General features: G+C 67.1%; 25 protein-coding genes and 1 pseudogene. 12 read left to right on the top strand and 14 right to left on the bottom strand.

The features are described 5' to 3' along the window. Nucleotides 1-166 precede the first annotated feature (166 nt). Nucleotides 167-805, top strand: a complete 639-nt coding sequence (locus tag M6E97_RS06145; protein ID WP_003090593.1) for a DUF6348 family protein — start codon at nt 167-169, stop codon at nt 803-805. Nucleotides 806-1,019: 214 nt separating this feature from the next. On the opposite strand, the gene M6E97_RS06140 is transcribed toward M6E97_RS06145, so the two are convergent. Together M6E97_RS06140 and M6E97_RS06135 are read right to left on the bottom strand one after the other, a co-directional pair. Next, nucleotides 1,020-1,706, bottom strand: coding sequence for a type 1 glutamine amidotransferase domain-containing protein (locus M6E97_RS06140; protein ID WP_003131041.1), 687 nt, complete (start codon nt 1,704-1,706; stop codon nt 1,020-1,022). 99 nt (nt 1,707-1,805) lie between these two features. Beyond that, entirely contained in the window at nt 1,806-2,294 is a 489-nt protein-coding gene (locus M6E97_RS06135; protein ID WP_003110523.1) for a MerR family transcriptional regulator, read from the bottom strand. Between the two features lie 232 nt (nt 2,295-2,526). Here M6E97_RS06135 and M6E97_RS06130 point away from each other — a divergent pair, with 232 nt between their 5' ends. Both M6E97_RS06130 and M6E97_RS06125 read left to right on the top strand, forming a co-directional pair. Continuing rightward, nucleotides 2,527-3,357, top strand: a complete 831-nt coding sequence (locus tag M6E97_RS06130) for an alpha/beta fold hydrolase (protein WP_003101542.1) — start codon at nt 2,527-2,529, stop codon at nt 3,355-3,357. Between the two features lie 127 nt (nt 3,358-3,484). Then, nucleotides 3,485-4,720, top strand: coding sequence for an NADH:flavin oxidoreductase/NADH oxidase family protein (locus M6E97_RS06125; protein ID WP_003114387.1), 1,236 nt, complete (start codon nt 3,485-3,487; stop codon nt 4,718-4,720). 14 nt (nt 4,721-4,734) lie between these two features. On the opposite strand, the gene fdxA is transcribed toward M6E97_RS06125, so the two are convergent. After that, a complete protein-coding gene (gene fdxA / locus M6E97_RS06120) occupies nt 4,735-5,073 on the bottom strand; it encodes a ferredoxin FdxA (RefSeq protein ID WP_003090580.1) in 339 nt (112 codons plus the stop codon). A 16-nt stretch (nt 5,074-5,089) separates the two neighbouring features. After that, the gene (locus M6E97_RS06115; RefSeq protein ID WP_033939349.1) at nt 5,090-7,399 is read right to left on the bottom strand and encodes a molybdopterin oxidoreductase family protein; all 2,310 of its coding nucleotides are present in this window, start codon (nt 7,397-7,399) and stop codon (nt 5,090-5,092) included. Between the two features lie 353 nt (nt 7,400-7,752). Here M6E97_RS06115 and M6E97_RS06110 point away from each other — a divergent pair, with 353 nt between their 5' ends. After that, nucleotides 7,753-8,232, top strand: coding sequence for a winged helix-turn-helix transcriptional regulator (locus M6E97_RS06110; RefSeq protein WP_003090577.1), 480 nt, complete (start codon nt 7,753-7,755; stop codon nt 8,230-8,232). Between the two features lie 47 nt (nt 8,233-8,279). Here M6E97_RS06110 and M6E97_RS06105 read toward each other — a convergent pair whose 3' ends face one another. From M6E97_RS06105 to cysK, 4 genes are all read right to left on the bottom strand, one after another. Further along, complete coding sequence (locus tag M6E97_RS06105; protein ID WP_003119465.1) at nt 8,280-9,143, bottom strand: DMT family transporter; 864 nt, start codon at nt 9,141-9,143, stop codon at nt 8,280-8,282. 419 nt (nt 9,144-9,562) lie between these two features. Next, nucleotides 9,563-10,654, bottom strand: coding sequence for a polyamine ABC transporter substrate-binding protein (locus M6E97_RS06100; protein WP_003090575.1), 1,092 nt, complete (start codon nt 10,652-10,654; stop codon nt 9,563-9,565). A gap of 198 nt (nt 10,655-10,852) precedes the next feature. Next, the gene (locus M6E97_RS06095) at nt 10,853-11,467 is read right to left on the bottom strand and encodes a LysE family translocator (RefSeq protein ID WP_033942309.1); all 615 of its coding nucleotides are present in this window, start codon (nt 11,465-11,467) and stop codon (nt 10,853-10,855) included. Nucleotides 11,468-11,525: 58 nt separating this feature from the next. Then, nucleotides 11,526-12,500, bottom strand: coding sequence for a cysteine synthase A (gene cysK, locus M6E97_RS06090; RefSeq protein WP_003090573.1), 975 nt, complete (start codon nt 12,498-12,500; stop codon nt 11,526-11,528). 120 nt (nt 12,501-12,620) lie between these two features. Between cysK and M6E97_RS06085 the strand changes: the two genes are divergently transcribed. From M6E97_RS06085 to M6E97_RS06065, 5 genes are all read left to right on the top strand, one after another. Next, complete coding sequence (locus M6E97_RS06085; RefSeq protein ID WP_033939006.1) at nt 12,621-13,706, top strand: DUF748 domain-containing protein; 1,086 nt, start codon at nt 12,621-12,623, stop codon at nt 13,704-13,706. A gap of 162 nt (nt 13,707-13,868) precedes the next feature. Then, complete coding sequence (locus M6E97_RS06080) at nt 13,869-14,714, top strand: AAA family ATPase (RefSeq protein ID WP_003090571.1); 846 nt, start codon at nt 13,869-13,871, stop codon at nt 14,712-14,714. A 64-nt stretch (nt 14,715-14,778) separates the two neighbouring features. After that, nucleotides 14,779-15,174: a GFA family protein gene (locus tag M6E97_RS06075; protein ID WP_003090570.1), complete on the top strand. Its 396-nt coding sequence runs from the start codon at nt 14,779-14,781 to the stop codon at nt 15,172-15,174. A 48-nt stretch (nt 15,175-15,222) separates the two neighbouring features. Next, nucleotides 15,223-16,404 carry a vWA domain-containing protein gene (locus tag M6E97_RS06070; RefSeq protein ID WP_003090569.1) on the top strand — a complete coding sequence of 394 codons (1,182 nt, stop codon included), beginning with the start codon at nt 15,223-15,225 and terminating at the stop codon, nt 16,402-16,404. Nucleotides 16,405-16,517: 113 nt separating this feature from the next. Further along, nucleotides 16,518-17,537, top strand: a complete 1,020-nt coding sequence (locus M6E97_RS06065) for an AraC family transcriptional regulator (RefSeq protein ID WP_049310721.1) — start codon at nt 16,518-16,520, stop codon at nt 17,535-17,537. A 36-nt stretch (nt 17,538-17,573) separates the two neighbouring features. Here M6E97_RS06065 and M6E97_RS06060 read toward each other — a convergent pair. From M6E97_RS06060 to M6E97_RS06035, 6 genes and pseudogenes are all read right to left on the bottom strand, one after another. Beyond that, nucleotides 17,574-17,732, bottom strand: a pseudogene (locus tag M6E97_RS06060) (DUF6434 domain-containing protein); the annotation flags it as partial. A gap of 59 nt (nt 17,733-17,791) precedes the next feature. After that, nucleotides 17,792-18,025, bottom strand: coding sequence for a type IV secretion system immunity protein Tsi2 (gene tsi2 / locus M6E97_RS06055; RefSeq protein ID WP_034004967.1), 234 nt, complete (start codon nt 18,023-18,025; stop codon nt 17,792-17,794). Between the two features lie 9 nt (nt 18,026-18,034). Next, the gene (gene tse2 / locus M6E97_RS06050) at nt 18,035-18,511 is read right to left on the bottom strand and encodes a type VI secretion system effector Tse2 (RefSeq protein WP_003090565.1); all 477 of its coding nucleotides are present in this window, start codon (nt 18,509-18,511) and stop codon (nt 18,035-18,037) included. Nucleotides 18,512-18,657: 146 nt separating this feature from the next. Continuing rightward, a complete protein-coding gene (locus tag M6E97_RS06045) occupies nt 18,658-20,247 on the bottom strand; it encodes an MFS transporter (RefSeq protein WP_003101515.1) in 1,590 nt (529 codons plus the stop codon). A 2-nt stretch (nt 20,248-20,249) separates the two neighbouring features. Then, nucleotides 20,250-21,557, bottom strand: coding sequence for an OprD family porin (locus tag M6E97_RS06040; protein ID WP_003090563.1), 1,308 nt, complete (start codon nt 21,555-21,557; stop codon nt 20,250-20,252). A gap of 48 nt (nt 21,558-21,605) precedes the next feature. Continuing rightward, nucleotides 21,606-23,444, bottom strand: a complete 1,839-nt coding sequence (locus M6E97_RS06035; RefSeq protein ID WP_003110530.1) for an amidohydrolase — start codon at nt 23,442-23,444, stop codon at nt 21,606-21,608. A gap of 607 nt (nt 23,445-24,051) precedes the next feature. Here M6E97_RS06035 and M6E97_RS06030 point away from each other — a divergent pair. The 3 genes from M6E97_RS06030 (at nt 24,052) to M6E97_RS06020 (ending at nt 26,133) form a co-directional block, all read left to right on the top strand. Then, a complete protein-coding gene (locus tag M6E97_RS06030; protein WP_003090561.1) occupies nt 24,052-24,732 on the top strand; it encodes a hydrolase in 681 nt (226 codons plus the stop codon). Between the two features lie 56 nt (nt 24,733-24,788). Further along, the gene (locus tag M6E97_RS06025) at nt 24,789-25,070 is read left to right on the top strand and encodes a XapX domain-containing protein (protein ID WP_003090560.1); all 282 of its coding nucleotides are present in this window, start codon (nt 24,789-24,791) and stop codon (nt 25,068-25,070) included. A gap of 169 nt (nt 25,071-25,239) precedes the next feature. Then, a complete protein-coding gene (locus M6E97_RS06020) occupies nt 25,240-26,133 on the top strand; it encodes a helix-turn-helix domain-containing protein (protein WP_073657337.1) in 894 nt (297 codons plus the stop codon). The last annotated feature ends 50 nt before the right edge of the window (nt 26,134-26,183 follow it).

Below are 26,183 nucleotides of genomic sequence, written 5' to 3'. Positions count from 1 at the left end.
CAGCAGCGACGGCAGTAGGGCTCTTGGCTGTCGCTGCGCCAGCGTGGCGAAGCTGGCGGCGCCGAGGGTTCCGATCTGCGCTACCCTATGCCGCGTTTCGCCCGGCCTCGCCGGGCTTTCCGGGCAGCGCCTCGGCGGCGCGCCCTCGACCATGCAAGGACAACCCATGGAAGCGGTCTCCGTCTCGCAGCATCTGGCTGCTCTGTTCGAATCCCACCGGATCGAGTGCGTCGTGCACGGCGAATGGGTGGCGCCAGCCGGGCGGCTACCGGCGATCCGCGCCACCTGGTATGCGGGGGAGAAGACCGGGCGGCTGGATGTCGACGTGCTGCTGGAGGACGAGCGCCAGTTGCAGGAAGCCTTCGCCGGCATCGGCAGCGGCGAGGACGGCTTGCAGGACGCGTTGCGTAACTTCGCCTCCAACTCTTTCCACGTGCTGCTTTCCGCGCTCTGGGGCCAGGCCGAGGAGGACCAGGTGATGGTGGAGACCTGGGAGATCGGCGAGCGGCGTTTCGAGGTGCATATCGGCAACCTCGGCCTGCGCGGCGCCGAGGGCAAGGCGCCGCCGCTGCCGGCCGGGCTGTTCCCGAGCATCGAGCGGGCGATCCGCGCCGAGCCGCTGGACGCGCGCCTGCACTGGTTCCGGCATTTCTTCTGTGCCTTCGGCAACCAGCGCACGGTGGAGGCGCTGTTCGACAACCAGCCGTGGGAGGCCGGCATGCAGAACCTGGCCGCTCTCGACTGGCAGGATTCGCAGGGCTACTACAGCGTGCGCAACTTCCTCATGCTCAAGCCACTGGCGTAGGCCGCCGCGTCGCGAAGCCCGCAAGGCGGAACCGGACGATGGCGGCTCCATCCATGTCAGGTCGCCCTTCGACGAGTTCGACCCCTACCACACGACCAGCACTGCGACGATCCTGCGGCCCCTGGCCGACGGCACGATGCAGATGTCGTTCTTCATCGGCAAGCGGCGCCACGACTTCCAGATGAGGCGCGCGCAGGACTGACGCGCCGCGTGTTCAGCCGAGCAGGGCGGCCACCTGCTCGGCCGTGGCCTTGGCCGACTGCGGGTTCTGCCCGGTGACCAGGCGGCCGTCGACCACCACCTTGCTGGTGAACGGCAGCAGGCTTCTTTCGTAGAGCGCGCCGCGTCGTTTCATTTCTTCCTCGACGTTGTACGGCACCTTGCGGGCGACCCCGGCGAGCACTTCCTCGATCCAGGAGTAGCCGGTCAGGCGGCGCCCGGCGACCAGCAGGCGGCCATCGTCCAGGCGTGTGTTGAGCAGGCCGCAATAGCCATGGCAGACCGACGAGACGATGCCGCCGCGCTGGTAGATCTCGCGGGTCAGGCGCTGCAGCCCGGCGTCGTCGGGGAAGTCCCACATCACGCCGTGGCCGCCGGTGAAATAGATGGCGTCGAAGGCCTCCGCGTCGACCTGCTCGGGAGCGGCGGTGTCGGCCAGCAGCGCCAGGCGCGCCTCGTCGGCCAGCCAGGCCTTGGCGCTGGCGTCGGCGTGGGGCCAGCCGAGGGCGCGCGGCTCCAGCGGCGACTCGCCGCCGCGGGGGCTGACCAGGCGTTGCTGGTAGCCCCGGGCGGCGAAGATCTCGTAGGCATGGGTCAACTCCGACAGCCACAGCCCGGTGGGCTGGGTCGGATCGGCATAGTGGGCGACGTTGGTGACGACGTGCAGGATGCGCTTGGTCATTGCGTTGACCTTCCTCGGTGAGTGATCCCTTCGGCAGCCGGTTTCGGCAGGCTGTCCGGGTGGGTTGGTGTCACTCTAAGATTCAAGTCGACTTCAAGGTCAAGCGTCGGAAAGCCGCTGCTCCGCCGGCGTGGAAGAGGCCCCCCGCGAGCGGGTTTGCCGTGGACGCCCGACCGTCTGTGGAGGGCCTTCCTCGCGCAGGCGCTCCAGCACGCGCTGGGTGTTTTCCGTGCACTGCAGACCGTCCGGCTTGTTCTCGATGCTTTCGATGGCCACCAGCAATTGTGCCTTGTTCTGTTCCAGGCGTCGTTGCAGGGCCTCGATCTCGGCCACCTTGCGGCGCAAGCCTTCGAGCAGCTCGCCGTGCTGCCAGGCGCCGTCGCCGCTCGGCAGCAGGCGAGCGATCTCCTCCAGGGAGAAGCCGGCGCCCTGGGCGCCGGTGACCAACTCCAGGATCCACACGGTATCTGCCGCATAGTCGCGGTAGCCGTTGGCCTTGCGCTGCGAGCGGATCAGGCCGCTGGCCTCGTAGAAGCGGATGCGCGATGTCGCCAGGCCGGTGAGCTTGGCCAGTTCGCCGATTTTCATGTCGCACCTCGAAACGCGTTGACCTTCAAGCCTACTTCAAGCCTAGGGTGGTTTCACGGCTGGGCGACGAACTCGCCTCCATCGACGGGTTCGCCAGGCCGCATGGGCGCTACCGCCGGTCGCGTTTTCCTCGTCCAGGCGGCGCAACGCAGGCGGCTTTCTACTCTACACAGGGGACGGCGGCCGCAGGGTGGCGCCGTTGCCTGCATCCACACCGATCGGGAGAAGCGACATGGGTTACGTGACAACGAAGGATGGCGTCGAACTCTTCTACAAGGACTGGGGGCCGCGCGACGCCCAGGTGATCTACTTCCATCATGGCTGGCCACTGAGTTCCGACGACTGGGATGCGCAGATGCTGTTCTTCCTCGCCGAGGGCTTTCGCGTAGTGGCCCACGACCGCCGTGGCCACGGTCGTTCCAGCCAGGTCTGGGACGGCCATGACATGGACCACTACGCCGACGACGTGGCGGCGGTGGTCGAGCGCCTCGGGGTGCGCGGGGCGATCCATGTCGGCCATTCCACCGGCGGCGGCGAGGTCGTCCACTACATCGCCCGCTATCCCGACGACCCGGTGCCGAAGGCGGCGATCATCAGCGCGGTACCGCCGCTGATGGTGAAGACCGAGGGCAATCCGGGCGGCCTGCCGAAGAGCGTCTTCGACGATCTCCAGGCGCAGCTCGCGGCCAATCGCGCGCAGTTCTACCAGGACATTCCCGCCGGCCCGTTCTATGGCTACAACCGTCCCGGGGCGCAGCCCTCGGAAGGGATCGTCCGCAACTGGTGGCGGCAGGGCATGATGGGCGGCGCCAAGGCCCACTACGACGGGATCGTGGCCTTTTCCCAGACCGACTTCAGCGATGACCTGAAGCGCATCGACATCCCGGTGCTGGTGATGCATGGCGACGACGACCAGATCGTGCCCTACGAGAATTCCGGCGTACTCTCGGCGAAGCTGCTGCGCAACGGCACGCTGAAGACCTATCCGGGGTTCCCGCACGGCATGCCGACCACCCAGGCCGAGGTGATCAACGCCGACCTGCTGGCCTTCATCCGCGGCTGAGCGCGCCGGGTGCCGGGGCGCGCTCCCGGCACCTGGTCGGGGCCCGGGCGGCGTGGCAAAAAAAAGCGTTGACCTTGAAGTCGACTTCAATCTTATCGTCGGGCCACTGTCCTCATGAGGTAGGCCCATGAACCTGTTCGACACGCTGACGCTTCCCAACGGCTCGACCATTCCCAATCGCCTCGCCAAGGCCGCCATGGAGGAGAACATGGCCGATGCCGCGCAGGCCCCCTCCGAACGCCTGATGCGCCTCTACCAGGCCTGGGCCGACGGCGGCGCCGGGCTGCTGATCAGCGGTAACGTGATGGTCGACAGCCGTGCCATGACCGGCCCCGGCGGGGTGGTCCTGGAAGACGACGCGCAACTGGAGAAATTCCGCCGCTGGGCGCGCATCGGGCGTTCCGCCGGCGCGCAGTTCTGGTTGCAGATCAACCATCCCGGCCGGCAGATGCAGGCCAATCTCGGCCAGCAGGCCTGGGCGCCCTCGGCGGTGCCGCTGGAACTGGGCGGGATGTCCAGGCACTTCGCTACGCCGAAGGCGATGGACGAGGCGATGATCGCCGAGGTGATCCAGCGGTTCGCCCGCAGCGCCGGCCTGGCCGAGCGGGCCGGCTTCAGCGGGGTGGAGATCCATGCCGCCCACGGTTACCTGCTCAGCCAGTTCCTCTCGCCGCTGAGCAACCGCCGCAGCGACGCCTGGGGCGGCTCCCTGGAGAATCGCGCGCGCCTGCTGCTGGAGATCGTCCGGGCGGTGCGCGCCGAGGTTGCCCCTGGCTTCGCGGTGGCGGTGAAGCTGAATTCCGCCGACTTCCAACGCGGTGGTTTCAGCGCCGACGATGCCCGCGAGGTGGTACGGATGCTCGATGGGCTGGGCGTCGACCTGGTCGAGCTGTCGGGCGGCAGCTACGAGGCGCCGGCCATGCAGGGCGAAGCACGCGATGGGCGGACCCTGGCCCGCGAGGCCTACTTCGTCGAGTTCGCCCGCGACATCCGCGCGGCGGCGCGGATGCCGGTAATGGTCACGGGCGGCATCCGCCGGCGGCCGGTGGCCGAGCAGGTGCTGGCCAGCGGGGTGGACATGGTCGGCATCGGCACGGCGCTGGCCATCGAGCCGAACCTGCCGCGCGACTGGCGCGCCGGCAAGGACTCGGCGCCGCAGTTGCGGCCGATAACCTGGAGGAACAAACCCCTGGCCTCGCTGGCGAACATGGCCGCGGTGAAGTTCCAGTTGCGCAAGCTGAGCCGGGGCAGGGCGACCAACCCACGGGTGTCGCCGCTGTGCGCGTTGCTCGCGCAGCAGGCCGGCGCGCTCCTGCAGACCCGCCGTTACCGGCGGCTCATGCGTTCGCGCGCCGAAGCCTGAGCACCGTCAGCGCCTCAGGCGCCGTTGCGGTCGAGTTCGGCCAGCTTGCCCGGCAGGCCGAACCAGGCGTCGTGGTCGTCGGGCGCCGGCTTCTTGCGGGTGATCTGCGTCCAGTTGGGATGCGCGGCGAGTTCGCCATTGAGGGCGATGAACTGCCGTTGCCCGAGCGGCACCTCGTCCTCGGCGCGAATCGCGGCGACCGGGCATTCCGGCTCGCAGAGCGCGCAGTCGATGCATTCATCGGGGTGGATGACGAGGAAGTTGGGGCCTTCGTAGAAGCAGTCCACGGGACAGACTTCCACGCAGTCGGTGTGTTTGCAGCGGATGCATTCTTCCAGCACGACGAAGGTCATGATCGTCCTCCCTGGCTCAGGCGTTCGTAGCGGCGGGCGTCGCCAGCCGTTCCAGGCGCGCCGGCACGTACTTGTGCCAGGGCGTGCCGGCGAGGAAGTCGCGCTGGGTGCAGTCGGTCACCTCGTTGGGCGCCACGCCCCGGCGCACCACCTCGCCCTCGGCGTTGCGGTAGTCCAGGCCCTGGCCGTTGGGCAGGGAAATATTGCCCGGCTGCATCATGTCGCTGATCTCCACTTCCGCCTCGACGTCGCCGCGGCGGGTCACCACGCGCAGCACCTCGCCGTCGGCGCAGCCCAGCGCCTCGGCGTCCTGCGGGCTGATGCGCAGGGTGCCGTAGCGCCCGCGGCGGTGCCAGCCGGTGTCGCGCACGGCGGTATTGCTGGTGTCGCTGCGCCGCTCGCCGGCGGCGAGGATGAACGGGTAGGCCGGATCGTGGGGTGGCGCGCTGTGGGCGAGCTTGGCCAGTTCCGGCAACAGTTCGGGGATGTGCAGGTTGATCCGCTGTTCGGGACGGGCGATGGCCTGCCAGCTTTCGGCGTAGGTGGTTTCGGCGAAGACCACCCCGGACGGGTTGTCGAGCATGGCCTGGAACAGGCGGTCGGCGGCCAGCGGCGGCAACCCGTCGAAGCCGGCGCGGGCAGCGGTCTTGCGGTTGTTCAGCACGTGCAGTTGGCAGATGCCCCAGATCGCCGCGGCCGCTTCCATGCCGGCGGGCAGGGTCGGGCCGAGGGTACGGTAGAGCAGGACCGGCGCGTATTTCATGACCTTGGGGCGGGTCGCCGCGGCGGCGAGGAAAGCCGCCGAGAACGCCTTGCGCCCGAGCTTCAGGGCCAGGCGCAACGGCCGGTAGTCTTTCTCGCCGAGCACCCCCATGGCTTCCAGCAGGCGGGCGTGGATCTCCGCTTCCGGCAGGGTGCCGGGGCGCGCCGGGAACAGCGGCGCGCGCAGATGGAAGGCGTTGCGCGGGAATTCCAGGTTGAAGAAGGTCGCCTCGGCTTTTTCGAACTGGCTCGCCGCCGGCAGCACGTAGTCGGCGTGGCGCGCGGTCTCGGTCATGGCCACGTCGATCACCACCGACAACTCCAGGGCGCGCATGGCTTCGCGCATGCGCTGGCTATCGGCCAGCGAATGCAGCGGGTTGCCGGTCTCCACCAGCATGGCGCGATAGCGCTTGGGATGGTCGGTGAGGATTTCCTCTGGAATCACGTTGCAGGGAATCAGGCCGATGATGATCTTGGCATTGGCCACCGGGCTGCGCTTCTCGACGCGTGGCGCGCCCTTCTTGCCCATCGAGGTATCGCCCTTGCTCGCCTTGGACAGCGAGAGGAAGGGCACGAAGGCGTTGCTGGTGCCGGGGCGCCCGTAATGGCCGGTGAGCAACCAGACCAGGCGTTGCAGGTAGCTGCCGAGGGTCGAGTGCAGGTTCATCTGCATGCCCAGGTCTTCCAGCGCCGATACGCTGCTGGCGCTGGCGATCCGCCGGGCGGCGGCGCGCAGCTTGTCTTCCGCCACCCCGCAGGTCTCGGCGCAGTAGGCCACTGGGATGGCGTTCAGTTCGTCGACGATGTGCTCGTAGCCGCTGGTGTGCTCGGCCAGCCAGTCGCGCGCCAGCAGCCCGTCCTGGACGATGATCCCGACCAGCGCCGCCAGGCACCAGGCGTCGGTGCCCGGACGGATCTGCAGGTGGAAGTCGGCCAGGGCGGCGGTTTCGCTCAGGCGCGGGTCGATCACGATGATCGAGCGCGCGGGGTCCTTGGCCATGGCGTTGAGCAGCACGCGGGCGCGGGTGAAACCATGGGATTGCCAGGGATTCTTGCCGATCAGGATGGCCACCTCGCAATGCTCGAAGTCGCCGTGCACGCCGGTACCGAACATCTTGCCCTGGACCCAGAACTCGCCGGTCTTTTCCTGGGCCAGGGCGTTGGAGCGGTACTTCACCCCGAGGGCCTTCAGCGTGCTGTCGCCGTAGGCGCCGCCGAGGTGGTTGCCCTGCGCGCCGCCGCCGTAGTAGAGGATGCTTTCGCCGCCATGCCTGCGCTTGATGGCGAGGAACTTCTCCGCCACCTCGCGGATCGCCGTGTCCCAGTCGATGGCTTCGTAGCTGCCATCGGGGCGCCGGCGCATCGGCGTGTCCAGGCGGTCGGCGCCGTTCTGGTAGTAGTCCATGCGCTGCGATTTCTCGCAGACGTAGCCCTGCGAGGCGGGGTGGTCGTCATCGCCGCGGATCTTGCTGATGCGGCCATTCTCGGTCTGCACTTCCAGCCCGCAGTTGAGGCTGCAGAGGATACAGGCGGTCTTCTTCCATTGCGGGGACGGCGTAGTCACGGTGTGTTCCTCGTTGTTGTCGTTGCCGGCGCAACCTGGGGCGCACCCCAGCCGTGCGGGCTTCGTTCTTTCGGGACTGCCTGACGCTGTGCTGCAAGGACGACGCGCGGGCGGCACACGGAACCCCGTCGTATCGGCCTTTCCCTCTCATGCTCGACGCTTCTACAGTTCCGAATCGGAACTTACTATGCGGGCGCTGATATGGGACCCGTCCGTAGTGCTGGTTTGTCCGATCCTGCCAGGAGCGCGCCGGGTCCATGACCTTTTCGGCCGGATACTAAGTTCCAATTTGGAACTGGTCAGGCTCCGAAGCGGCCCCCTAGAATGGACGGAGGTTTTTCCGGGAGAACCCCATGAAATGGCAAGAAGTCGGCGAAACGCCCTGTTCGATGGCGCGCAGCCTGGCGATCCTCGGCGACCGCTGGACGCTGCTGATCCTGCGCAACTGCTTTCTCGGCATGCGCCGCTTCGATGAGTTCCAGGCCAGCCTCGGGGTCACCCGTCAGGTACTGGCCGACCGCCTGAGCCGGCTGGTGGAGGCGGGCGCGCTGAAGAAGGTGCCTTACCAGGAGCGACCGCCGCGCTACGAATACCGCCTCACCGAGATGGGCCACGACCTGCATCCGGTGCTGCTGGCCCTGGCCAATTGGGGCGACCGCTGGCTCGACGAGGGCCGCGGCGCTCCGGTGGAGTATGTGCACAAGGCCTGTGGCCACAAGTTCCGGCCGACCATGGTCTGCCCGGAGTGCGGCGAGCCGGTGGGGTCGCGCGATGTGACGGCGGTGCCGGGGCCGGGGTTCGCGGCGATGGCTGGCAAGCTCGCGCAGAACTGAATCCGCGCGCGCTCTGCCATGGGCGGGCCGCGACCCGCTCGGTTCGCTCAGCCGGCCTTGCGGAAGACGAACATCAGACCCACCACGATCAGCCCCATGCCCAGCAGGCTGAGCCAGCCGAGGCGGTTGCCGAAGACCATGAAGTCCATGATCGCGGTCACCGCCGGCACCAGGTAGAACAGGCTGGTGACGTTGACCAGGTTGCCCTGGGCGATCAGCCGGTAGAGCAGCAGGGTCGCGCCCACCGAGACCACGACGCCCATCCACAGCGCGGGGACCAGGAAGCCGGCGTTCCATTCGAACTCGAACGGCTGGAAGGGCACGAACGCCAGGCACAGGCCGAGGCCGGCGAGGTACTGCAGGGGCAGGGTGCCCAGTGGGTTCTCGCGGATGCCCTTCTGCATGATCGAGCCGCCGGTGACGCCGGCCAGCGCCAGCAGTGCGCAGAGGATGCCGGCCGTGGACATCCCGGCCAGGCCGATGCCCTGGTAGACCACCAGCACCAGGCCGGCCAGGCCCAGCAGCAGCCCGAACAGGCGCGCCGGCGACTGCCGGCGTTCGAGGATGACGGCGGTGAGGATCGGTTGCACGCCGAGGATGGTCGCCATCATGCCGGGAGTGACCTGCAGCTTCAGCGAGAAGATATAGAAGATCGGATAGATCCCCAGCATCACCAGGCCGGTGAGCAGGGCCTTGCCGCGCTCACGCGCGCTGCGCGGCGCGCGCAGCCTGAGCAGCGGGGCGAGCGGCAGCAGGCAGGCGAGGGCGATGCCGAAGCGGAACACCAGGAAGGCGAACGGCGAGGAGTGCGCCAGGCCCCATTTCGAGGCGATGGCCCCGCTGCTCCAGAGCAGGACGAAGAGGCTGGTGCTGGCCAGGCCGGCCAGTGCGGATTTGTTCAGTGCAAACATGGATCTGCCACCTTGTAGTCGGGCATGCCGCGGGCTCGGGCCGGCGGCGGACGGCACGCCTCGGCAGCGGATGGCGCTGCTTGCGGCGGGCTGTGGAAGAGAGTTGGGGCGCTACCGCGCTCGTCAGGGACTGACGCCCGGCGGCGGGCAGGCGGCCGAACCGGGAGGGGGAGGCGGAGGCGAGGCGACTACAGGAGGGGAAACGCAGCCCAGGCTGGCGCACGGCTGGAGCGCGCCGACCTCGCCGGTGGCTACCGGAAGGGCGGGGAGCGAGCTGTGCGAGCGCTGGTTCATGGAGGCTATCCGGTCGATGAAGACAACGAGAGGGACTATAGCGGGCCGTCCGGGATTTGACGAGCCTGTGGGCGAGCCTTGCGCTAAAACGCCAGCCCGGCGACAAACCGGGCCGGCGCCGGGCTTCACTTGCCGGTCTTCACCGTGTTCCAGGTGCGCGTGCGCACGCGGTCGATCTTCTGCGGCATGGATTCCAGGGCGAACAGCTTGGCCATCTTCTCCTGCGGCGGGTAGATCGCCGGGTCGGCCTTGATCTCGGCGTCCACCAGCGGGTCGGCGGCCAGGTTGCCGTTGGCGTAGTGCACATGGTTGCTGATCGCGGCCATCACCTCGGGACGCAGCAGGTAGTTCATGAAGGCGTAGCCGGCCTTCTCGTCGGGCGCATCGACCGGCATCGAGACCATGTCGAACCACAGCGGCGAGCCTTCCTTCGGCGTCGAGTAGCGCACTTCCACGCCGTTGTTGGCCTCCTTGGCGCGGGTCGCGGCCTGCAGGATGTCGCCGGAGAAACCGACCACCATGCAGATCTCGCCGTTGGCCAGGTCGCTGACGTACTTCGAGGAGTGGAAGTAGCGGATGTACGGGCGCACCTTCAGCAGCGCCGCCTGGGCCTGCTTGTAGTCGTCGGCCTTCTGGCTGTGGTGTGGCAGGCCGAGGTAGTTGAGGGTGATGGGCAGCAGCTCGGGGCCGTTGTCCAGCACCGCCACCCCGCACTTGCTCAGTTTCTGCATGTATTCGGGCTTGAAGAAGATATCCCAGGAGTCCAGCGGCGCGTCGTCGCCGAGCACCGCCTTGATCTTCGCCGGGTTGTAGCCGATGCCGGTGGTGCCCCAGAGGTAGGGGAAGCCGTACTGGTTGCCCGGATCGTTGACCTCCAGGGCCTTGAGCAGCACCGGGTTGAGGTTCTTCCAGTTGGGCAGCTGGGACTTGTCCAGCTTCTTCAGGGCGCCGGCCTGGATCTGCTTGGCCATGAAGTGGTTCGACGGGAATACCACGTCGTAGCCGGATTGGCCGGTCATCAGCTTGCCGTCGAGGGTCTCGTTGCTGTCGTAGACGTCGTAGGTGGCCTGGATGCCGGTTTCCTTGGCGAAGTTCGCCACGGTTTCGGGAGCGATGTATTCGGACCAGTTGTAGATCTTCAGGTTGTCCGCGGCGAGGGTTGCGCCGCTGCCGCAAGCGAGGGCGAGGAGGGTGAGGGAAGCGATGCGGGTCTTCATTGTTGTAGGTGTCCTGTCGGCTGACGACAGCGTCGGCGACGGACTGGTTCGCCGCCGGCGCTCAGGGGGCGCCGGCAACGCTGGCCGGCACCCGGGTTTTATCCCGCGTTGCCGGAAGCGAGGAAAGGGGCGGCTTTTACCTGCGGGCCCGCAGACAGGAGGCGGCACCGCAGCGGGGCGTCGCTCCGCCCGCCTGCCTCAACTCAGGGCGACCTTGACCCCGAGGGCGATCAGCAGGCCGCCGAGCAGCTTGTCCACCACCCCCTGGGCCCTGGCCAGGCCACGGCGCACCACCGCGCTCTGGATCAGCACCACCAGCAGCGGCCACCAGAGTGCGGCGAGGCCGACGATGATGCCGGCGTACCAGAGCTTCTCGGCGAAGCTGGAGTCCAGGCTCAGCACCTGGGTGAACACGGCGAGGAAGAACAGCGTGGCCTTGGGGTTGAGCAGGTTGCACAGGTAGCCCTGGAGGAACGCGCTCCAGTGGCCGCCGCGCTGCACGCCGCCGACCGCCAGGTCGAGCGTGCCGCCGCCGCGCGAGCGCAGGGCCTGGATGCCGATCCAGATCAGGTAGACCGCGCCGGTGTACTTCAGCGCGTTGAACAGCCACGGCGTGGTGGTGATCAGCACCGCCAGGCCGGCGACGCAGTAGGCCATGTGGGTGGCCACGCCGAGGATCACCCCCAGCGAGGTCATCATCGCCGCCGAGCGCTGGTAGCGCGCCGCGTTGCGGATGATCAGGAAGAAGTCCGGGCCGGGCGAGAGCATGCCCAGGGTGGCGAGGGTGGCTACGAAGAGCGAGGTTTCCAGCATGATTCGATACGCCTGGCGCAAGGCGGCGCCGGTTCGCTGCGGCGCCGCAGGTCGGTGGTTACTGGGTCAGTTCCTGTTCGCTGAACAGGCCGTCGAAGAGCATGCTCGAAAGATAGCGCTCGCCGGAATCGGGGAGGATCACCACGATGGTCTTGCCCTGCATATTCGGCTCCTCGGCCAGGCGCACCGCGGCGGCCATCGCCGCGCCGGAGGAGATGCCGCAGAGGATGCCTTCTTCCTGCATCAGGCGCAGCGCCATGTTCTTCGCTTCGTCGTCGCCGATCTTCTCGACCCGGTCGACCAACGACAGGTCGAGGTTCTTCGGCACGAAGCCGGCGCCGATGCCCTGGATCTTGTGCGGGGCGGGCTTGACCTCCTCGCCGGCGAGGGTCTGGCTGATCACCGGCGAGGTCACCGGCTCCACCGCCACGGCGAGGATCGGCTTGCCCCGGGTGTTCTTGATGTAGCGCGAGACGCCGGTGAGGGTGCCGCCGGTGCCGACCCCGGAGACCAGTACGTCCACCGCGCCCTCGGTATCGTTCCAGATCTCCGGGCCGGTGGTCTTCTCATGGATCGCCGGGTTGGCCGGGTTGTCGAACTGCTGCGGCATGAAGTACTTCCCGGGATCGCCGGCGACCAGTTCTTCGGCCTTCTGGATCGCACCCTTCATGCCCTTCGCCGGTTCGGTCAGGACCAGCTCCGCGCCCAGCGCCTTGAGCACCTTGCGTCGTTCCAGGCTCATCGACGCCGGCATGGTCAGGATCAGTTTGTAGCCGCGTGCGGCGGCGACGAAGGCGAGGCCGATGCCGGTGTTGCCGGAGGTCGGCTCGACCAGGGTCATGCCGGACTTCAGTCTGCCGCTGGCTTCGGCATCCCAGATCATGTTCGCGCCGATCCGGCACTTCACCGAATAGCCGGGGTTGCGCCCTTCGATCTTGGCCAGGATGGTGACGCCGCGCGGGGCGATGCGGTTGATCTGGACCAGCGGCGTGTTGCCGATGGACTGCGCGTTGTCTGCGAAGATGCGGCTCATGATGGTGTCCTTGTCGCATGGAGAAAGATCAATCAGCCTATTCCGCCCCCGCCCGCGCGTCCAGACGCGTTCGAACCAGCGGCGCGCCGCGCGTGTCCACTGTCCAGGAGGGCCGTACCGATGAAGAAACGCTATGCCATTCCCCTGGGCAGCCTGGCGGCGCTGCTTCTGTTGTTGCTGGCGTTGCACCTGGCGCTGCCGTACCTGGTGCGCGACTACCTGAACGGCAAGCTGGCCGACATGGGCGACTACCGTGGGCACATCGCCGACGTCGACCTGGCGCTCTGGCGCGGCGCGTATCGGATCGACGGGCTGAGCATCGTCAAGGACAACGGCAAGGTGCCGGTGCCGTTCCTCGACGCGCCGAGCATCGACCTGTCGGTGAGCTGGCAGGCGCTCTGGGATGATCACGCAGTAGTGGCGCGGGTGGTCTTCGAGCGTCCGCAGCTCAACTTCGTCGATGCCGGCGGCGACCGCGACGCCTCGCAGACCGGTGCCGGCACCGACTGGCGCGAGCAACTGGACAAGCTGCTGCCGATCACCCTCAACGAGGTGCGGGTGGTGGACGGCACCCTGCGTTTCCGCAACTTCACTTCGAAGCCGCCGGTAAACCTGCACGCCTCGGCGCTCAACGCCAGCATCTATAACCTGACCAACGTGGCCGACGCCCGGGGCGAGCGGCCGGCGCGTCTCGAAGGCACGGCGCGGATACTCGGCCAGGCGCCGCTGGAAGTGGCGGCGCATTTCGACCCGCTGAGCGACTTCGAGGACTTCGACCTGCGCCTGCGGGTCACCCGGGTCAAGCTGAAGCGGCTCAACGACTTCGCCAGCGCCTATGGCAAGTTCGACTTCAATGCCGGCACCGGCGACCTGGTGCTGGAGGCCCAGGCTAAGCGCGGCCAGTTGGATGGCTACATCAAGCCGCTGCTGCGCGACGTGGACGTGTTCAACTGGCGGCAGGACGTGGAGGATGGCGACAAGAACCTGTTCCGCTCGGTGTGGGAGGCGCTGGTCGGCGGTGGCGAGACGGTGCTGAAGAACCAGCGCAAAGACCAGTTCGCAACCCGTGTGAGCCTGAGCGGTAATATCCACCAGCGGGACGTCAGCGCGTTCCAGGCGTTCCTCGGGATTCTCCGCAACGCGTTCGTCGAGGCGTTCAACGCTCGTTTCGAGCGTTCCCCGGCGACGCGCGACGACGACGGCTGAAGACGCGGGCGGAACGGCGGGTCGCGAGGTGGCCGGGCATTCAGTGACTGAATGACCCGTCTGCGTTCACAGTGCGCTTGTCCCCGCGTTATAGTCGGGTTTTCAAACAATACTGAACTGCCCGGTTTTCCAGCCAGGGCGTTACCGTTCGAGGATTTCCTGATGAAGTTCGAAGGCACCCAGTCCTACGTCGCCACCGACGACCTCAAGCTCGCGGTCAACGCCGCCATCACCCTGCAGCGGCCGCTGCTGGTGAAGGGCGAACCGGGCACCGGCAAGACCATGCTCGCCGAGCAGTTGGCCGAGTCCTTCGGCGCCAAGCTGATCACCTGGCACATCAAGTCCACCACCAAGGCCCACCAGGGCCTCTACGAGTACGATGCGGTAAGCCGCCTGCGCGATTCGCAGCTGGGCGTGGACAAGGTTCACGACGTGCGCAACTACATCAAGAAGGGCAAGCTCTGGGAGGCCTTCGAGGCCGAGGAGAGGGTGATCCTGCTGATCGACGAGATCGACAAGGCCGACATCGAGTTCCCCAACGACCTGCTGCAGGAACTCGACAAGATGGAGTTCTACGTCTACGAGACCAACGAAACCATCAAGGCGAAGCAGCGCCCGATCATCATCATCACCTCGAACAACGAGAAGGAACTGCCCGACGCCTTCCTGCGCCGCTGCTTCTTCCATTACATCGCCTTCCCCGACCGCGAGACGTTGCAGAAGATCGTCGACGTGCACTACCCGAACATCAAGCAGTCGCTGGTCAGCGAGGCGCTGGACATCTTCTTCGACGTGCGCAAGGTGCCCGGCCTGAAAAAGAAACCTTCGACTTCCGAGCTGGTCGACTGGCTGAAGCTGCTGATGGCCGACGAGATCGGCGAAGCGGTGCTGCGCGAACGCGACCCGACCAAGGCGATCCCGCCGCTGGCCGGCGCCCTGGTGAAGAACGAGCAGGACGTGCAGCTTCTCGAGCGCCTGGCGTTCATGAGCCGCCGCGCCAGCCGCTGAGTGCGTCGGCCCTTTCCGGGGAAAGGGCTGCGGGGCGGCACGCCAGACAGCGGAGGAACATCCCATGCTCAGCGGAAGTTGCCTGTGCGGCGCGGTACGTTACGAGATCGACGCGCCCATCGAATCGGCCAGCCATTGTCATTGCAGCCAGTGCCGCAAGGCCCACGGCGCGGCGTTCGCCACCTACGGCAAGGTGCGCCGCGAGGCGTTCCGCTATGTCGCCGGGGCGGACGCGGTGGCCGAATACCACTCGTCGCCAGGCGTCACCCGTACCTTCTGCCGCCACTGCGGATCGAACCTGCAGTGGCTTGGCGGCAACGAGGACCCGAGGTACACCTCGATCGCCCTCGGCACCCTCGACTCGCCGCTGCCATCGGTAGCGCAGCGGCACATCTACGTGGGTTCGAAAGCCGACTGGTACGTCATCGCCGACGACCTGCCGCAGGAACACCAATACTGACCGGCGCTCGCGCGCCGGGATCAACGGACAACAGACGAGGTCGCAGCCATGCTGCTCAACCTGTTCAACGAAATGCGCGCAGCCAAGGTGCCGGTGTCGGTGCGCGAGCTGCTCGACCTGATCGACGCCCTGAAGCACCGCGTGGTGTTCGCCGACATGGACGAGTTCTACTACCTGGCGCGCACCATCATGGTCAAGGACGAGCGCCACTTCGACAAGTTCGACCGGGCCTTCGGCGCCTACTTCAAGGGCCTGGAGAAGCTCGACGACCACCTCAAGGCGCTGATCCCCGAGGAATGGCTGCGCAAGGAATTCGAGCGCCTGCTGACCGACGAGGAAAAGGCGCAGATCCAGTCCCTCGGCGGCCTGGACAAGCTGATCGAGGAGTTCAAGAAACGCCTCGAGGAACAGAAGGAGCGCCATGCCGGCGGTAACAAGTGGATCGGTACCGGCGGTACCAGTCCGTTCGGCTCCGGCGGCTTCAACCCGGAGGGCGTCCGCGTCGGCGACGCCGGCAAGCGCCAGGGCAAGGCGGCCAAGGTCTGGGACCAGCGCGAATACAAGAACCTCGACGACCAGGTCGAACTGGGTACGCGCAACATCAAGATCGCCCTGCGGCGCCTGCGCAAGTTCGCCCGTGAGGGCGCGGCGGAGGAGCTGGACATCGACGGCACCATCGACCACACCGCGAAGGACGCCGGGCTGCTCAACATCCAGATGCGCCCGGAGCGGCGCAACACGGTGAAGCTGTTGCTGCTGCTGGACATCGGCGGCTCGATGGACGCCCACGTCAAGGTCTGCGAGGAGCTGTTCTCGGCCTGCAAGACCGAGTTCAAGCACCTGGAGTATTTCTACTTCCACAACTTCATCTACGAGTCGGTGTGGAAGAACAACCTGCGCCGCAGCAGCGAACGCACCGCCACCTTCGACCTGCTGCACAAGTACGGTCCGGACTACAAGGTGGTGTTCGTCGGCGACGCGGCGATGGCGCCCTACGAAATCACCCAGGCCGGCGGCAGCGTCGAGCACTGGAACGAGGAAGCCGGTTACGTCTGGATGCAGCGCTTCATGGAGAAGTACAAGAAGCTCATCTGGATCAACCCCTATCCGAAGGACACCTGGAACTACACGGCGTCCACCGGCCTGGTCCGCGAACTGGTCAAGGAACAGATGTATCCGTTGACCCTGAGCGGCCTGGAGGAGGGCATGCGCTTCCTCTCGCGCGGTTGAGCCAACTGCCTGCGGGACCGGCGACAGGCGCGGCGGCACGCAACTTGCCTACCCTGTGTATCCCGTCCGCGCGGTAACAGCGCGGCGCGGCCACCGGTAACGATGGGCACGCCATGATCGACTCGACCTTCTCCCGCGCCACCTGGCTCAACTCGCTGCACATGTCGACCCTCACTCTCTCGCTGCTGGAGAAGGAAGGGTTCGCCCGCGAGCAACTGCTCGAAGGCAGTGGCATCACCCCCGCCGACCTGCTCGACCTGCGGCGCCTGATCAGCCCCTGGCAGGAGCAGCAGGTGTTCGCCAACGCCTGCCGGCTCAGCGACGAGCCGGCCCTCGGCCTGCGCCTGGGGCTGCGCACGCGGATTTCCGCCTACGGCCTGCTCGGCTACGCGCTGCTCTCCGCGCCGACCCTCGGCGAGGCGCTGCGCATCGGCCTCAGCTATCCGGTCTTGCTCGGCACCTACTTCCACCTGTCGCTGGAGGTCGCCGACGGCCGCGCCTGGCTGGTGGCCACCGGCTACGGCGAGGACGAGGCGCTGCGGCCGTTCAACACCGAGCTTTGCCTGGGCTCGTTGAAGGTCACCTGCGCCGACCTGCTCGGCCAGCCGCTGCCCTTGCTGGAAGCGGCCTTCGACTATGCCGGCGACGAGGCGATGGCGCGGGCCTACGCCGAGGGTTTCGCCTGCGAGTTGCACTTCGAACGCGAGCGCAGCGCCATCGGCTTCGCCGCCGAATGGCTGGAGCGCCCGTTGCCGCTGGCCGACCCGGTGACCCACCGGGAGATGCTGGAACAGTGCCGGCGGCAGAACATCGACCTGGCCGCGCGCCGCGCCTGGCTGGACAAGGTCCGGGCGATCCTCGCCGAGCGCCTGCAGGACCCGCCGGGCCTGGAGGAACTGGCGCGGCGCCTGAACTGTTCGTCGCGCAGCCTGCGCCGGCACTTGCAGCAGCAGCGCACCAGCTACCAGCAACTGCTCGACGAGCTGCTCTTCGCCCGCGCCAAGGAGCTGTTGCAGAGCGGCGACATGCCGATCTACCGGATCGCCGAGGAACTCGGCTTCAGCGAGACCGCCAGCCTGCGCCATGCCTTCCAGCGCTGGAGCGGCCAGCCGCCGAGCCATTTCCGCGCCTGAGCGCTCGCTCAGGCGGAGGGGCTGGCGCCGCCGCCGTTCGTCCGCCACCTCGCCCAGGGGCTTTGCCGCGCCGTCGCCAATCCAGGCCATGAAGGCACGATCGAAGCGGAAGTCGGCGCCGCACAGCCCGACGAGGAAGCGCCGTACGTCCTGGGTGTCGCGGGTGATGGTGTCGCCGTGCCAGCCGAAGACCATCGGTGGTTCCTCTGCGCGCGCTGGAGTGGGCAGGCCAACGACGGCCCGCCCACGGGCCGTCAGGGCGCCGGCTCTTCGATCAGCCGGTCATAGGGCGGCAGGCCGCTGTATTGGCCCTGGGCTTGCTCGTAGGCGTTCTTCAGGTCGTCGGCGGCGAGGTCGTAGCCGACCAGCAACTGTTCGAGTTCAGCGGCGTTCTGCGGGTCGTCGTTCTGCAACTGCGCGTCGAGTTCGCGGGTGCGCGCGGCGACGCACTGGATCGCCACCATCAGGGTCTGGGGTTTCAGGTTCATGGTTCACTCCTAGAGCCCGCGGGCTTTTTCCCATTGGCGGCGGATGGCGTTGCGCACGAAGTTGTCCAGCTGGCCCATGAGGACCTCCCGGTACATCGGCTTGGCCGGCATGATGGTGTAGTGGGTGGCTTGCAGGCGCTTGTTGTAGCTGTCCTGTTTCACCTTCAGGTCCGGCGGGATGTCGGTGCCGTCGGGAATCACGAAGTCGCCGTCGGCGCGGCGCAGCACGCCGGCGCGGTCGAACACCGAGGTGCCGCCGGTGTCCGGGGCGTAGAGGCCGTCGCGGCCGGCGACGATGTCCGGCGCGCGGGCGGGGACGCCAGGGGTGTTGGGGCTGTCGAAGGTCGGATGCAGCAGCGGGGCGACTTCCGCAGCCTCGGCGAGTTCCTGGTCGGGGCGCAGGTAGCGACCGACGTCGCCGTCGTAGTTGGCCTTGAATACCGCCCGGTAGAGGGTGAGGCTGGTTTTCTCGTAGTCGTAGGACATGCGTGGACTTCCCTGTGGGTTGCGTTCGCGGCGCCGCGGGTGCGCGGCATCGCTACCGGCCACCGTCCTTGTGGCGCCATTGGCGAGCAGGATAACAGCCGTGGGCGGATCCGCCAGGGGCAGGCGACGACCGTCGCCCGGGAGGCTCAAGGCCTGGCCGCGCCGTGCAGGTAATGGCGGATGCGCACCTCCACGCCGGCGCTCTGGAAGCGCCGGGCGGCGGCCTCGACCCGCAACTCGCCGCGGGTCACCCGCTGGTGGTGGCGCAGGTGCTCCAGCCAGGATTCGTCGATGAAGAACTCCAGCCACAGGCGACGGTTGCCGCTGTCCTGGACCAGCCCCCAGGACACCGCGCCGTTGCGCCGACGCATGGCGCGCACCTCGACCATCGCCGCCTGGAATGCCGCGGCGTCCTGCGGGTCGATGTCGTACTCGAGGGTGACCATCACCGGGCCGCGTTCCTGGTCCACCTCTTCGTCGACCAGTGGCGCCGGCCAGTGCAGCGACGGCGCGAGGTCCTCGGCCTCGGTGACCGGCAGCCGGCAGCGCAGCGACGCGAACAGGCCGAGCAGCAGCGCGGCGCTGGCGCAGAGCAGGGCGAAGGTGATCGACAGGTGGCTGGCGACCAGACCCCACAGGGCGCCGCCGGCGGCCATGCTGCCGAAGAACACCAGGATGTAGACCGCCAGCGCGCGGGCGCGGACCCAGGCCGGCACGGAGGTCTGCGCGGCGACCTGCAGGCTGGAGAGCACGGCGATCCATGCCGCGCCGCTGAGCAGCATCACCGGCACCAGCAAATAGAGGTTGCGCAGCAGCGCCAGGGCCACCAGCACCAGTGCGTAGAGCACGCTGGAGAGCAGCACCAGGCGGTCGCTGCCGAGGCGTTCGCGCAGGCGCGGCAGGAACGCGGCGCCGAGCACCGCGCCGACGCCGACGCTGCCCAGCAGCAGGCCGAAGTCCATGGCGTTGCCATGCAGTTCGCCGCGCACGATCAGGGGCAGCAGCGACATGCCGGCGCTGGCGCCGAGGAAGAACGCCACCGCGCGCACCAGCACCGATTGCAGTGGCCTCGAGCTGCGGCTGTAGCGCCAGCCGGCGCGCAGGGCGCCGAACAGGCGTTCCGCCGGCAGCACCGAGGGCACGGCCTCGCGTTTCCAGGCCAGCAGCACGGCGATCACCGCGAAGAAGGAGAGGGCGTTGAGGGCGAAGGTCAGCCAGGGGCCGACCAGGCTCACCAGCACCCCGGCGATGGCCGGTCCGACCGCCCGCGCCAGGTTGACCCCGACACTGGACAGCGCCACCGCCGCCGGCAGTTCGTCCTTGCCCACCAGTTCCGGAGTGGTGGCGCTCCAGGCCGGCATCATCAGCGCGGTGCCGATGCCCATGCACAGGGTCAGGCCGAGCAGCAGCCAGACGCTGGTCAACTGGAGCAGGGTGAGGCTGGCCAGCAGGGTGGCCACCAAGGCCATCCACAATTGCACGCCGAGCAGGTAGCGGCGCTTGTCGACGATATCGGCGAGGGCGCCGGCCGGCAGGGCCAGGAAGAACATCGGCAGCGATCCGGCGACCTGCACCAGGGCCACGTTCAGCGGGCTGGCGGAGAGCGAGGTCATCAGCCAGCCGGCGCCCACCTCGTGCATCCAGGTGCCGATGTTCGAGGCGATGCTGGCCAGCCATAGCCAGCGGAAGGTGGCTTGGCGCAGGGGACTCCAGGGTGAGGCGGCGGGTGCGGTCATGGTCAGAGCGAGCCTTTGAGTGGGTATTCGACGATCAGGTAGAGGCGGTCGATGTCGTCGCCGGCCTGGGCCGCGTTGGCCCGGTGGCTGAGGTGCGAGACGTTCAGCGAGAGGTCCTTGAGCGGGCCCGAGGCGAACACGTAGCGCAGGTCGAGGTCGCGCTCCCAGTGCTTGCCGCCGCTGCCCTGCAAGGGCCGGTAGCGGCCATCGGCGCCCAGCGGGTTGTAGGCGCCGCCGGCCGGCGCATGGCTGCCGTCGATGGCGCGGCCGCTGACGTAACGCGCCATGAAGCTCAGCCCCGGCAGGCCGAACGGGGCCAGGTCGAGGTCGTAGCGGGCCTGCCAGGAGCGTTCGCCGGGACCGTTGAAATCGGCGTACTTGATCGAGTTGGCGAGGTAGATGGAGTCACCTCCGACGAAGTCGAACGGCGTATCCCCATGGACACGCTGGTAGGCCAGGGAGAAACCCTGTGCGCCGACGCGGTACTTCAGTTGCAGGCTGTAGGCCAGGGTGTCGATCGCGCCGGCCCGGCTGCGGCCCTGGTCGCGCGTGCGATAGAGGTTGCCATCCAGGCTGAACGCGGCACGTTGCAGGTTCATGTTGAGATAGACCTGGCGCCAGACGTTGTCCAGTTGCGCGGCGAACAGCGAGCCGCTCAGGTTGTCGCTGGCCGCCAGGCTGGCGCCGGCGAAGCCGATGGCGCTGCCGGCGGTGCTCGCGCCGTAGCCGTCGAAGTCGCCATGGCCGGAGCTGGAGGCCTGTTCCTTGAAGGCGGTGAAGCGCCCGGCCTGGATCCGCACGCGGTCGAGGTCGTCGCTCTGCAGGAAGAAGCCCCTGGCGTACTGGGGTTGCAGGCGCTTGTCGCTGGTATCGAAGACCGGGGTCTCGACGGTCATCTCGCCGACCTTGAGCAGGCTCTCGCCGAGCCGCAGCTTGAGTGCGGCGCCGGCGTCGGAATACTCGCTGGCGTTATCGCCGGATGAGTCCAGCGGCAACAGGCCGGTGCCGGCATGGCCACGTCCGCCGTCGAGCTTGAAGCCGGCGAAGCCGTGGAGATCGAGGCCGAAACCGACGCGGCCGGGAGTATAGGCCGACTCCAGGTCGGCGATCAGGCCGTGTGCCCATTCCTTGCGGTAGCCGCGCCCGGCGTCCGCGCGGCGATAGTCGTTGTAGAGGAAGTAGTTGCGGTTGAGCAGGCGCCACTCCAGGTAGTCGGGCGCCTTGGCTTCCTCTGTCGCGGCGTGGCACGGCGAGGTGCCGCCCAGCGCCAGGAAAAGGGCCAGGCGGCCGACCGGTCGAACGCGGATCATCGGGAAAACTCCGGGCGAGGCGGGCCGCGAAGGGCCCGCCCGGGTACGTCAGAAAGCGAAGCAGGAACAGCCGAATGCGCCCCAGAAACCCTGGAAGTCGCTCACCGGTACGTTGGAGTGGCGCGCGCGGTTGTGCTCGTGGGCGTGTACCGCGCAGGCACCGACGCACTGGTGGACCTGGGCGGTCAGCGGCGCGCCTTGCCGCCAGTGGCCGGGTACCTTGGCCACCGGCGACCAGTCCGGCAGCACCGGCGGCGCCGGCGGACCGAGCTTGTCGAACTCGGCGGCGGCATAGACGATCTTGCCGTCGACCACCGTGAGCACCGACTCGATCCACTTGATGGCCTCTTCCTCGACGCCGAAGAAGTCCGCCGACAGCGCCGCCAGGTCGGCGAGCTGGCCAACCTTGATCTGTCCTTTCTTGCCCTGCTCGCTGGAGAACCAGGCGCTGCCGTGGGTGAACAGCTGCAACGCGGTTTCCCGCGGCAGGCCCTGCGGATACAGGGCCATGCCGCCGACGGTGCGGCCGCTGACCAGCCAGTACAGCGAGGTCCAGGGGTTGTAGCTGGAGACCCGGGTGGCGTCGGTGCCGGCACCCACCGGCACGCCCTCGGCGAGCATGCGCTGGATCGGCGGCGTGGCCTCGGCGGCCTTGGCACCGTAGCGGTCGACGAAGTACTCGCCCTGGAAGGCCATGCGGTCCTGGATCGCGATGCCGCCGCCGAGTGCCCGTACCCGCTCGATGTTGCGCGGGGTGATGGTCTCGGCGTGGTCGAAGAACCAGGGCAGGCCGTTGAACGGAATGTCGCGGTCGACCTTCTCGAACACGTCGAGCATCCGCGAGATCGATTCGTCGTAGGTGGCGTGCAGGCGGAACGGCCAGCGCTGCTCCACCAGGTGGCGGACCACCGGCTCCAGCTCCTGCTCCATGGTCTGCGGCAGGTCCGGGCGCGGTTCGAGGAAGTCCTCGAAGTCGGCGGCGGAGAACACCAGCATCTCGCCGGCGCCGTTGTGGCGGAAGAAATCGCTGCCCTGGCCGTACTTGACGCTGCCGGTCCAGTTCTTGAAGTCGGCGAGTTCTTCCTTCGGTTTCTGGGTGAACAGGTTGTAGGCGATACGTACGGTGAGCTGGCCCTGGTCGGCCAGTTCGCGAATCACCTGGTAGTCGTCCGGGTAGTTCTGGAAGCCGCCGCCGGCGTCGATCGCGCTGGTCAGGCCGAGGCGGTTGAGTTCGCGCATGAACTGGCGGGTGGAGTTGACCTGGTATTCCAGCGGCAGCTTCGGTCCCTTGGCCAGGGTGGCGTAGAGAATCATCGCGTTGGGCCGGGCGATCAGCATGCCGGTGGGTTCGCCGCTGCTGTCGCGGACGATCTCGCCGCCGGGCGGGTTGGGCGTGTCCTTGGTGTAGCCGACCACGCGCAGGGCGGCGCGGTTGAGCAGGGCGCGATCGTACAGGTGGAGGACGAACACCGGGGTGTCCGGCGCGGCCTTGTTCAATTCCTCCAGGGTCGGCATGCGCTTCTCGGCGAACTGGAACTCGTTCCAGCCGCCGACCACCCGCACCCACTGGGGGCTGGGCGTGCGTTCGGCCTGGTTCTTGAGCATGCGCAAGGCGTCGGCCAGGGAGGGCACGCCTTCCCAGCGCAGCTCCAGGTTGTAGTTGAGGCCACCGCGGATCAGGTGCAGGTGCGAGTCGTTGAGACCGGGGATCACGGTGCGCTTCTGCAGGTCGATCACCTGGGTGGCGCTGCCGCGATGGAGCATCGCCTCGGCGTCGTTGCCGACGGCAAGGAACTTGCCGTCCTTGATCGCCACGGCGGTGGCGGTGGGGTTGTCGCGGTCCACGGTGTGGAAGCGGCCGTTGTGCAGGATCAGGTCGGCGGTCATGGAACCTCCTGGGTTGCTTGCGGGAGAAAGGCTGGCGGCGTTGGCGAAGGGCAGGGCGGACCACAGGACCCCGGCGGCGCCCAGCACCGAACTGGTAGTGAGGAAATGGCGGCGGTCCTTGCTCGGCGGATCGTGGCTCATGGCGTGCTCCTGGCAGCGGGGCGGAATCGGTCAGCGAGGGCGGCGGCGAGAGAGGCCACCGGACAGGATAGGTGCGGCGGGAAACGTACGGGACGAAAGAGCGGTTTTCCCGAATGACGCATCCTCCTGCAAGCGCAACTTGCTGGTAGTCGATAGCAAGTAAGACGCGAGACATGTCCTGAACTTCATGGGGGCTTTTTCTTATAGGGCGGACTGTCGATTCTGCTAGCTGGTAATCCTTCTTTTATTGTCTCTGTGTGCGCTTTTTGTATGGATGTGTCGAATATTTTGAATATCGCCGTTCAACTTTATCCAGGGCCGCAGTTCAGTGATTTATTTTCTCGAAAAGTTTGTTTTTTCCAATATTCATGCTTCATAGTCTGGCCGGCCACGGGAAATTATCTGTTGGCCCGCGTGCTGTTGTGCGCAACAGCTGGAATTCATCGTTCGTTGTCAGGAAACAATCATGAGCCACTATCTCGAAGTTCTAACTCCGCAGAACAGCCAGATCATCTTCATCGACCAGCAGCCACAGATGGCATTCGGCGTACAGTCCATCGATCGCCAGACGCTGAAGAACAACGTAGTGGGCCTGGCCAAGGCGGCGAAGGTATTCGACATCCCGGTCACCATCACCACGGTGGAAACCGACAGCTTCTCCGGCCCGACCTATCCGGAGCTGCTGGCGGTGTTCCCCGAGCAGAAGATCCTCGAACGCACCTCGATGAACTCCTGGGACGACCAGAACGTGCGCGACTCGCTGGCCGCCGCGGGGCGCAAGAAGGTCGTGGTCGCCGGGCTGTGGACCGAGGTCTGCAACACCACCTTCGCCCTCTGCGCCATGCTCGAGGGCGGCTACGAGATCTACATGGTGGCCGATGCCTCGGGCGGCACCTCCAGCGACGCCCACAAGTACGCCATGGACCGCATGGTCCAGGCCGGCGTGGTACCGGTGACCTGGCAGCAGGTCCTGCTGGAGTGGCAGCGCGACTGGGCCCGCCGGGATACCTACGACGCCGTGATGGCCATCGCCAAGGAGCATTCCGGGGCCTACGGCATGGGCGTGGACTACGCCTACACCATGGTGCACAAGGCGCCCGAGCGGGTGACCCACGGCGAACGCATCGGCCCGAATCCGGCCAAGTGAATGCCGGCCGTGCCGCTCCGGCCCGCCGGGCGGCACGGCCGCGAAGGAGAACGAAGATGAAGCTCTACGTATTGTCGCTGGGCGCCGGACTGTTGGTGGGGATCGTCTACAGCCTGCTGCAGGTGCGTTCGCCGGCTCCGCCGCTGGTGGCGCTGGTGGGGTTGCTCGGCATCCTGCTCGGCGAGCAGGTCATCCCGGTCGGCAAGCAATTGCTCGGCGGTTGCGCGTTCGCCTCGGCCTGCGACAAGGCGGGTTCGGTCGGCCATGTGCTGGGGCAACTACCGGGTCGGCATCGCCTCGACCAGGCCGCTGGCCCGTCGGAACAGGAAAAGGGTTGAGCGTTATATCATCGAGTAACAGCGCAGTAATCTGGTAGTTATCTTCGTCGGTTAGATTTCCCCGGAACGGCTCCCTCGGATTAATCTCTGGGGGAGCTTTCGTGCGTCGTTTTTCGCGTCGAGAGAAAAGTGTCACGAGATCATCAGGCGCATGGAATCAGGGGGAGTCATGACTGTTGCCATAGACAGAACAAAGGGCGACCAATCCACGCCAGGGAACATCATAAGGGGAGAAGGGTACGCCTTGATTCGCAATAGTGAGGCGACTCCCGATCCGGACAAGGTGATCCATATTCCTTGTGCCGATTCGTTTTCCGTCATCGTGCAGTTGCGCGATTTCAATTCCCATCGTCTCTGGAATGGAAACAAACTGGTTTTCGATGGCGGACATCCACGGAAAAGTATCTCCATCGCCTATCTTGGCGATGAAATAAAGTGCCAGCATCGGACAACTTACGACAATGTCCGCTTCATGTTGCCGCGCGCTTCGATAAAGGAGTTTCTCTACGAAGAAGGGCAACGCGCGTCCGCCGAGCCGGAGCGGATCATCGGTGTCGACGATCCGGTGGTCTATCACCTGGCGCTGGCGTTGCTGCCCAGTTTCGCCAGGGCGGGGGAGCGCAACGAGCTGTTCATCGAACAGGTCATGCTGGCGCTGTTGACCCACGTCCAGGATCGCTTCGCTTCGACCCAGGTCCCGGCCTGCACCGGCAAGGGCCTGGCGCCCTGGCAATTGCGCAGGGCCAAGGAGCTGATCGCCGGGCATCTGGCCGAGGGCGTATCGGTGGCGCGCCTGGCCGAGGAGTGCGGGCTCTCGCGCAGCTATTTCACCAAGGCCTTCAAGTGCAGCACCGGTGTTTCGCCCCACGAATGGCTGATGCGCTTGCGCGTCGACCGGGCCAAGGAGCTGATGCTGGGCAGCGACGAACCGCTTTCGCAGATCGGCGTCGCCTGCGGCTTTTCCGACCAGCCGCATTTCTCGCGGATCTTTCTCCGGCTGGCCGGCGCCTCGCCCTCGACCTGGCGTCGGGTCAAGCGGCAGCGCACCGACGCAGCGCTGTGAACCGCGACGGTGCGTGACGGACGGTACGGAAGCCGCCGGATGCTCGGCTA

This window comes from Pseudomonas sp. B111 (assembly GCF_026428275.1).
GTDB lineage: Bacteria > Pseudomonadota > Gammaproteobacteria > Pseudomonadales > Pseudomonadaceae > Pseudomonas > Pseudomonas aeruginosa.
Note: the sequence above shows the minus strand (reverse complement) of the source record. Positions and strands in the feature narration are given on the sequence as shown.

Bases quoted from the DNA above. Each gene is read 5' to 3' on its own strand.
- M6E97_RS06045 (WP_003101515.1), bottom strand. From the start codon at position 20,247: ATGACCGCACCCGCCGCCTCACCCTGGAGTCCCCTGCGCCAAGCCACC.
- tsi2 (WP_034004967.1), bottom strand. From the start codon at position 18,025: ATGAACCTGAAACCCCAGACCCTGATGGTGGCGATCCAGTGCGTCGCC.
- M6E97_RS06065 (WP_049310721.1), top strand. From the start codon at position 16,518: ATGATCGACTCGACCTTCTCCCGCGCCACCTGGCTCAACTCGCTGCAC.
- M6E97_RS06040 (WP_003090563.1), bottom strand. From the start codon at position 21,557: ATGATCCGCGTTCGACCGGTCGGCCGCCTGGCCCTTTTCCTGGCGCTG.
- M6E97_RS06110 (WP_003090577.1), top strand. From the start codon at position 7,753: ATGAAATGGCAAGAAGTCGGCGAAACGCCCTGTTCGATGGCGCGCAGC.
- cysK (WP_003090573.1), bottom strand. From the start codon at position 12,500: ATGAGCCGCATCTTCGCAGACAACGCGCAGTCCATCGGCAACACGCCG.
- M6E97_RS06140 (WP_003131041.1), bottom strand. From the start codon at position 1,706: ATGACCAAGCGCATCCTGCACGTCGTCACCAACGTCGCCCACTATGCC.
- fdxA (WP_003090580.1), bottom strand. From the start codon at position 5,073: ATGACCTTCGTCGTGCTGGAAGAATGCATCCGCTGCAAACACACCGAC.
- M6E97_RS06145 (WP_003090593.1), top strand. From the start codon at position 167: ATGGAAGCGGTCTCCGTCTCGCAGCATCTGGCTGCTCTGTTCGAATCC.
- M6E97_RS06030 (WP_003090561.1), top strand. From the start codon at position 24,052: ATGAGCCACTATCTCGAAGTTCTAACTCCGCAGAACAGCCAGATCATC.
- M6E97_RS06075 (WP_003090570.1), top strand. From the start codon at position 14,779: ATGCTCAGCGGAAGTTGCCTGTGCGGCGCGGTACGTTACGAGATCGAC.
- M6E97_RS06105 (WP_003119465.1), bottom strand. From the start codon at position 9,143: ATGTTTGCACTGAACAAATCCGCACTGGCCGGCCTGGCCAGCACCAGC.
- tse2 (WP_003090565.1), bottom strand. From the start codon at position 18,511: ATGTCCTACGACTACGAGAAAACCAGCCTCACCCTCTACCGGGCGGTA.
- M6E97_RS06130 (WP_003101542.1), top strand. From the start codon at position 2,527: ATGGGTTACGTGACAACGAAGGATGGCGTCGAACTCTTCTACAAGGAC.
- M6E97_RS06025 (WP_003090560.1), top strand. From the start codon at position 24,789: ATGAAGCTCTACGTATTGTCGCTGGGCGCCGGACTGTTGGTGGGGATC.
- M6E97_RS06080 (WP_003090571.1), top strand. From the start codon at position 13,869: ATGAAGTTCGAAGGCACCCAGTCCTACGTCGCCACCGACGACCTCAAG.
- M6E97_RS06085 (WP_033939006.1), top strand. From the start codon at position 12,621: ATGAAGAAACGCTATGCCATTCCCCTGGGCAGCCTGGCGGCGCTGCTT.
- M6E97_RS06125 (WP_003114387.1), top strand. From the start codon at position 3,485: ATGAACCTGTTCGACACGCTGACGCTTCCCAACGGCTCGACCATTCCC.
- M6E97_RS06035 (WP_003110530.1), bottom strand. From the start codon at position 23,444: ATGACCGCCGACCTGATCCTGCACAACGGCCGCTTCCACACCGTGGAC.
- M6E97_RS06070 (WP_003090569.1), top strand. From the start codon at position 15,223: ATGCTGCTCAACCTGTTCAACGAAATGCGCGCAGCCAAGGTGCCGGTG.
- M6E97_RS06135 (WP_003110523.1), bottom strand. From the start codon at position 2,294: ATGAAAATCGGCGAACTGGCCAAGCTCACCGGCCTGGCGACATCGCGC.
- M6E97_RS06095 (WP_033942309.1), bottom strand. From the start codon at position 11,467: ATGCTGGAAACCTCGCTCTTCGTAGCCACCCTCGCCACCCTGGGCATG.
- M6E97_RS06020 (WP_073657337.1), top strand. From the start codon at position 25,240: ATGACTGTTGCCATAGACAGAACAAAGGGCGACCAATCCACGCCAGGG.
- M6E97_RS06100 (WP_003090575.1), bottom strand. From the start codon at position 10,654: ATGAAGACCCGCATCGCTTCCCTCACCCTCCTCGCCCTCGCTTGCGGC.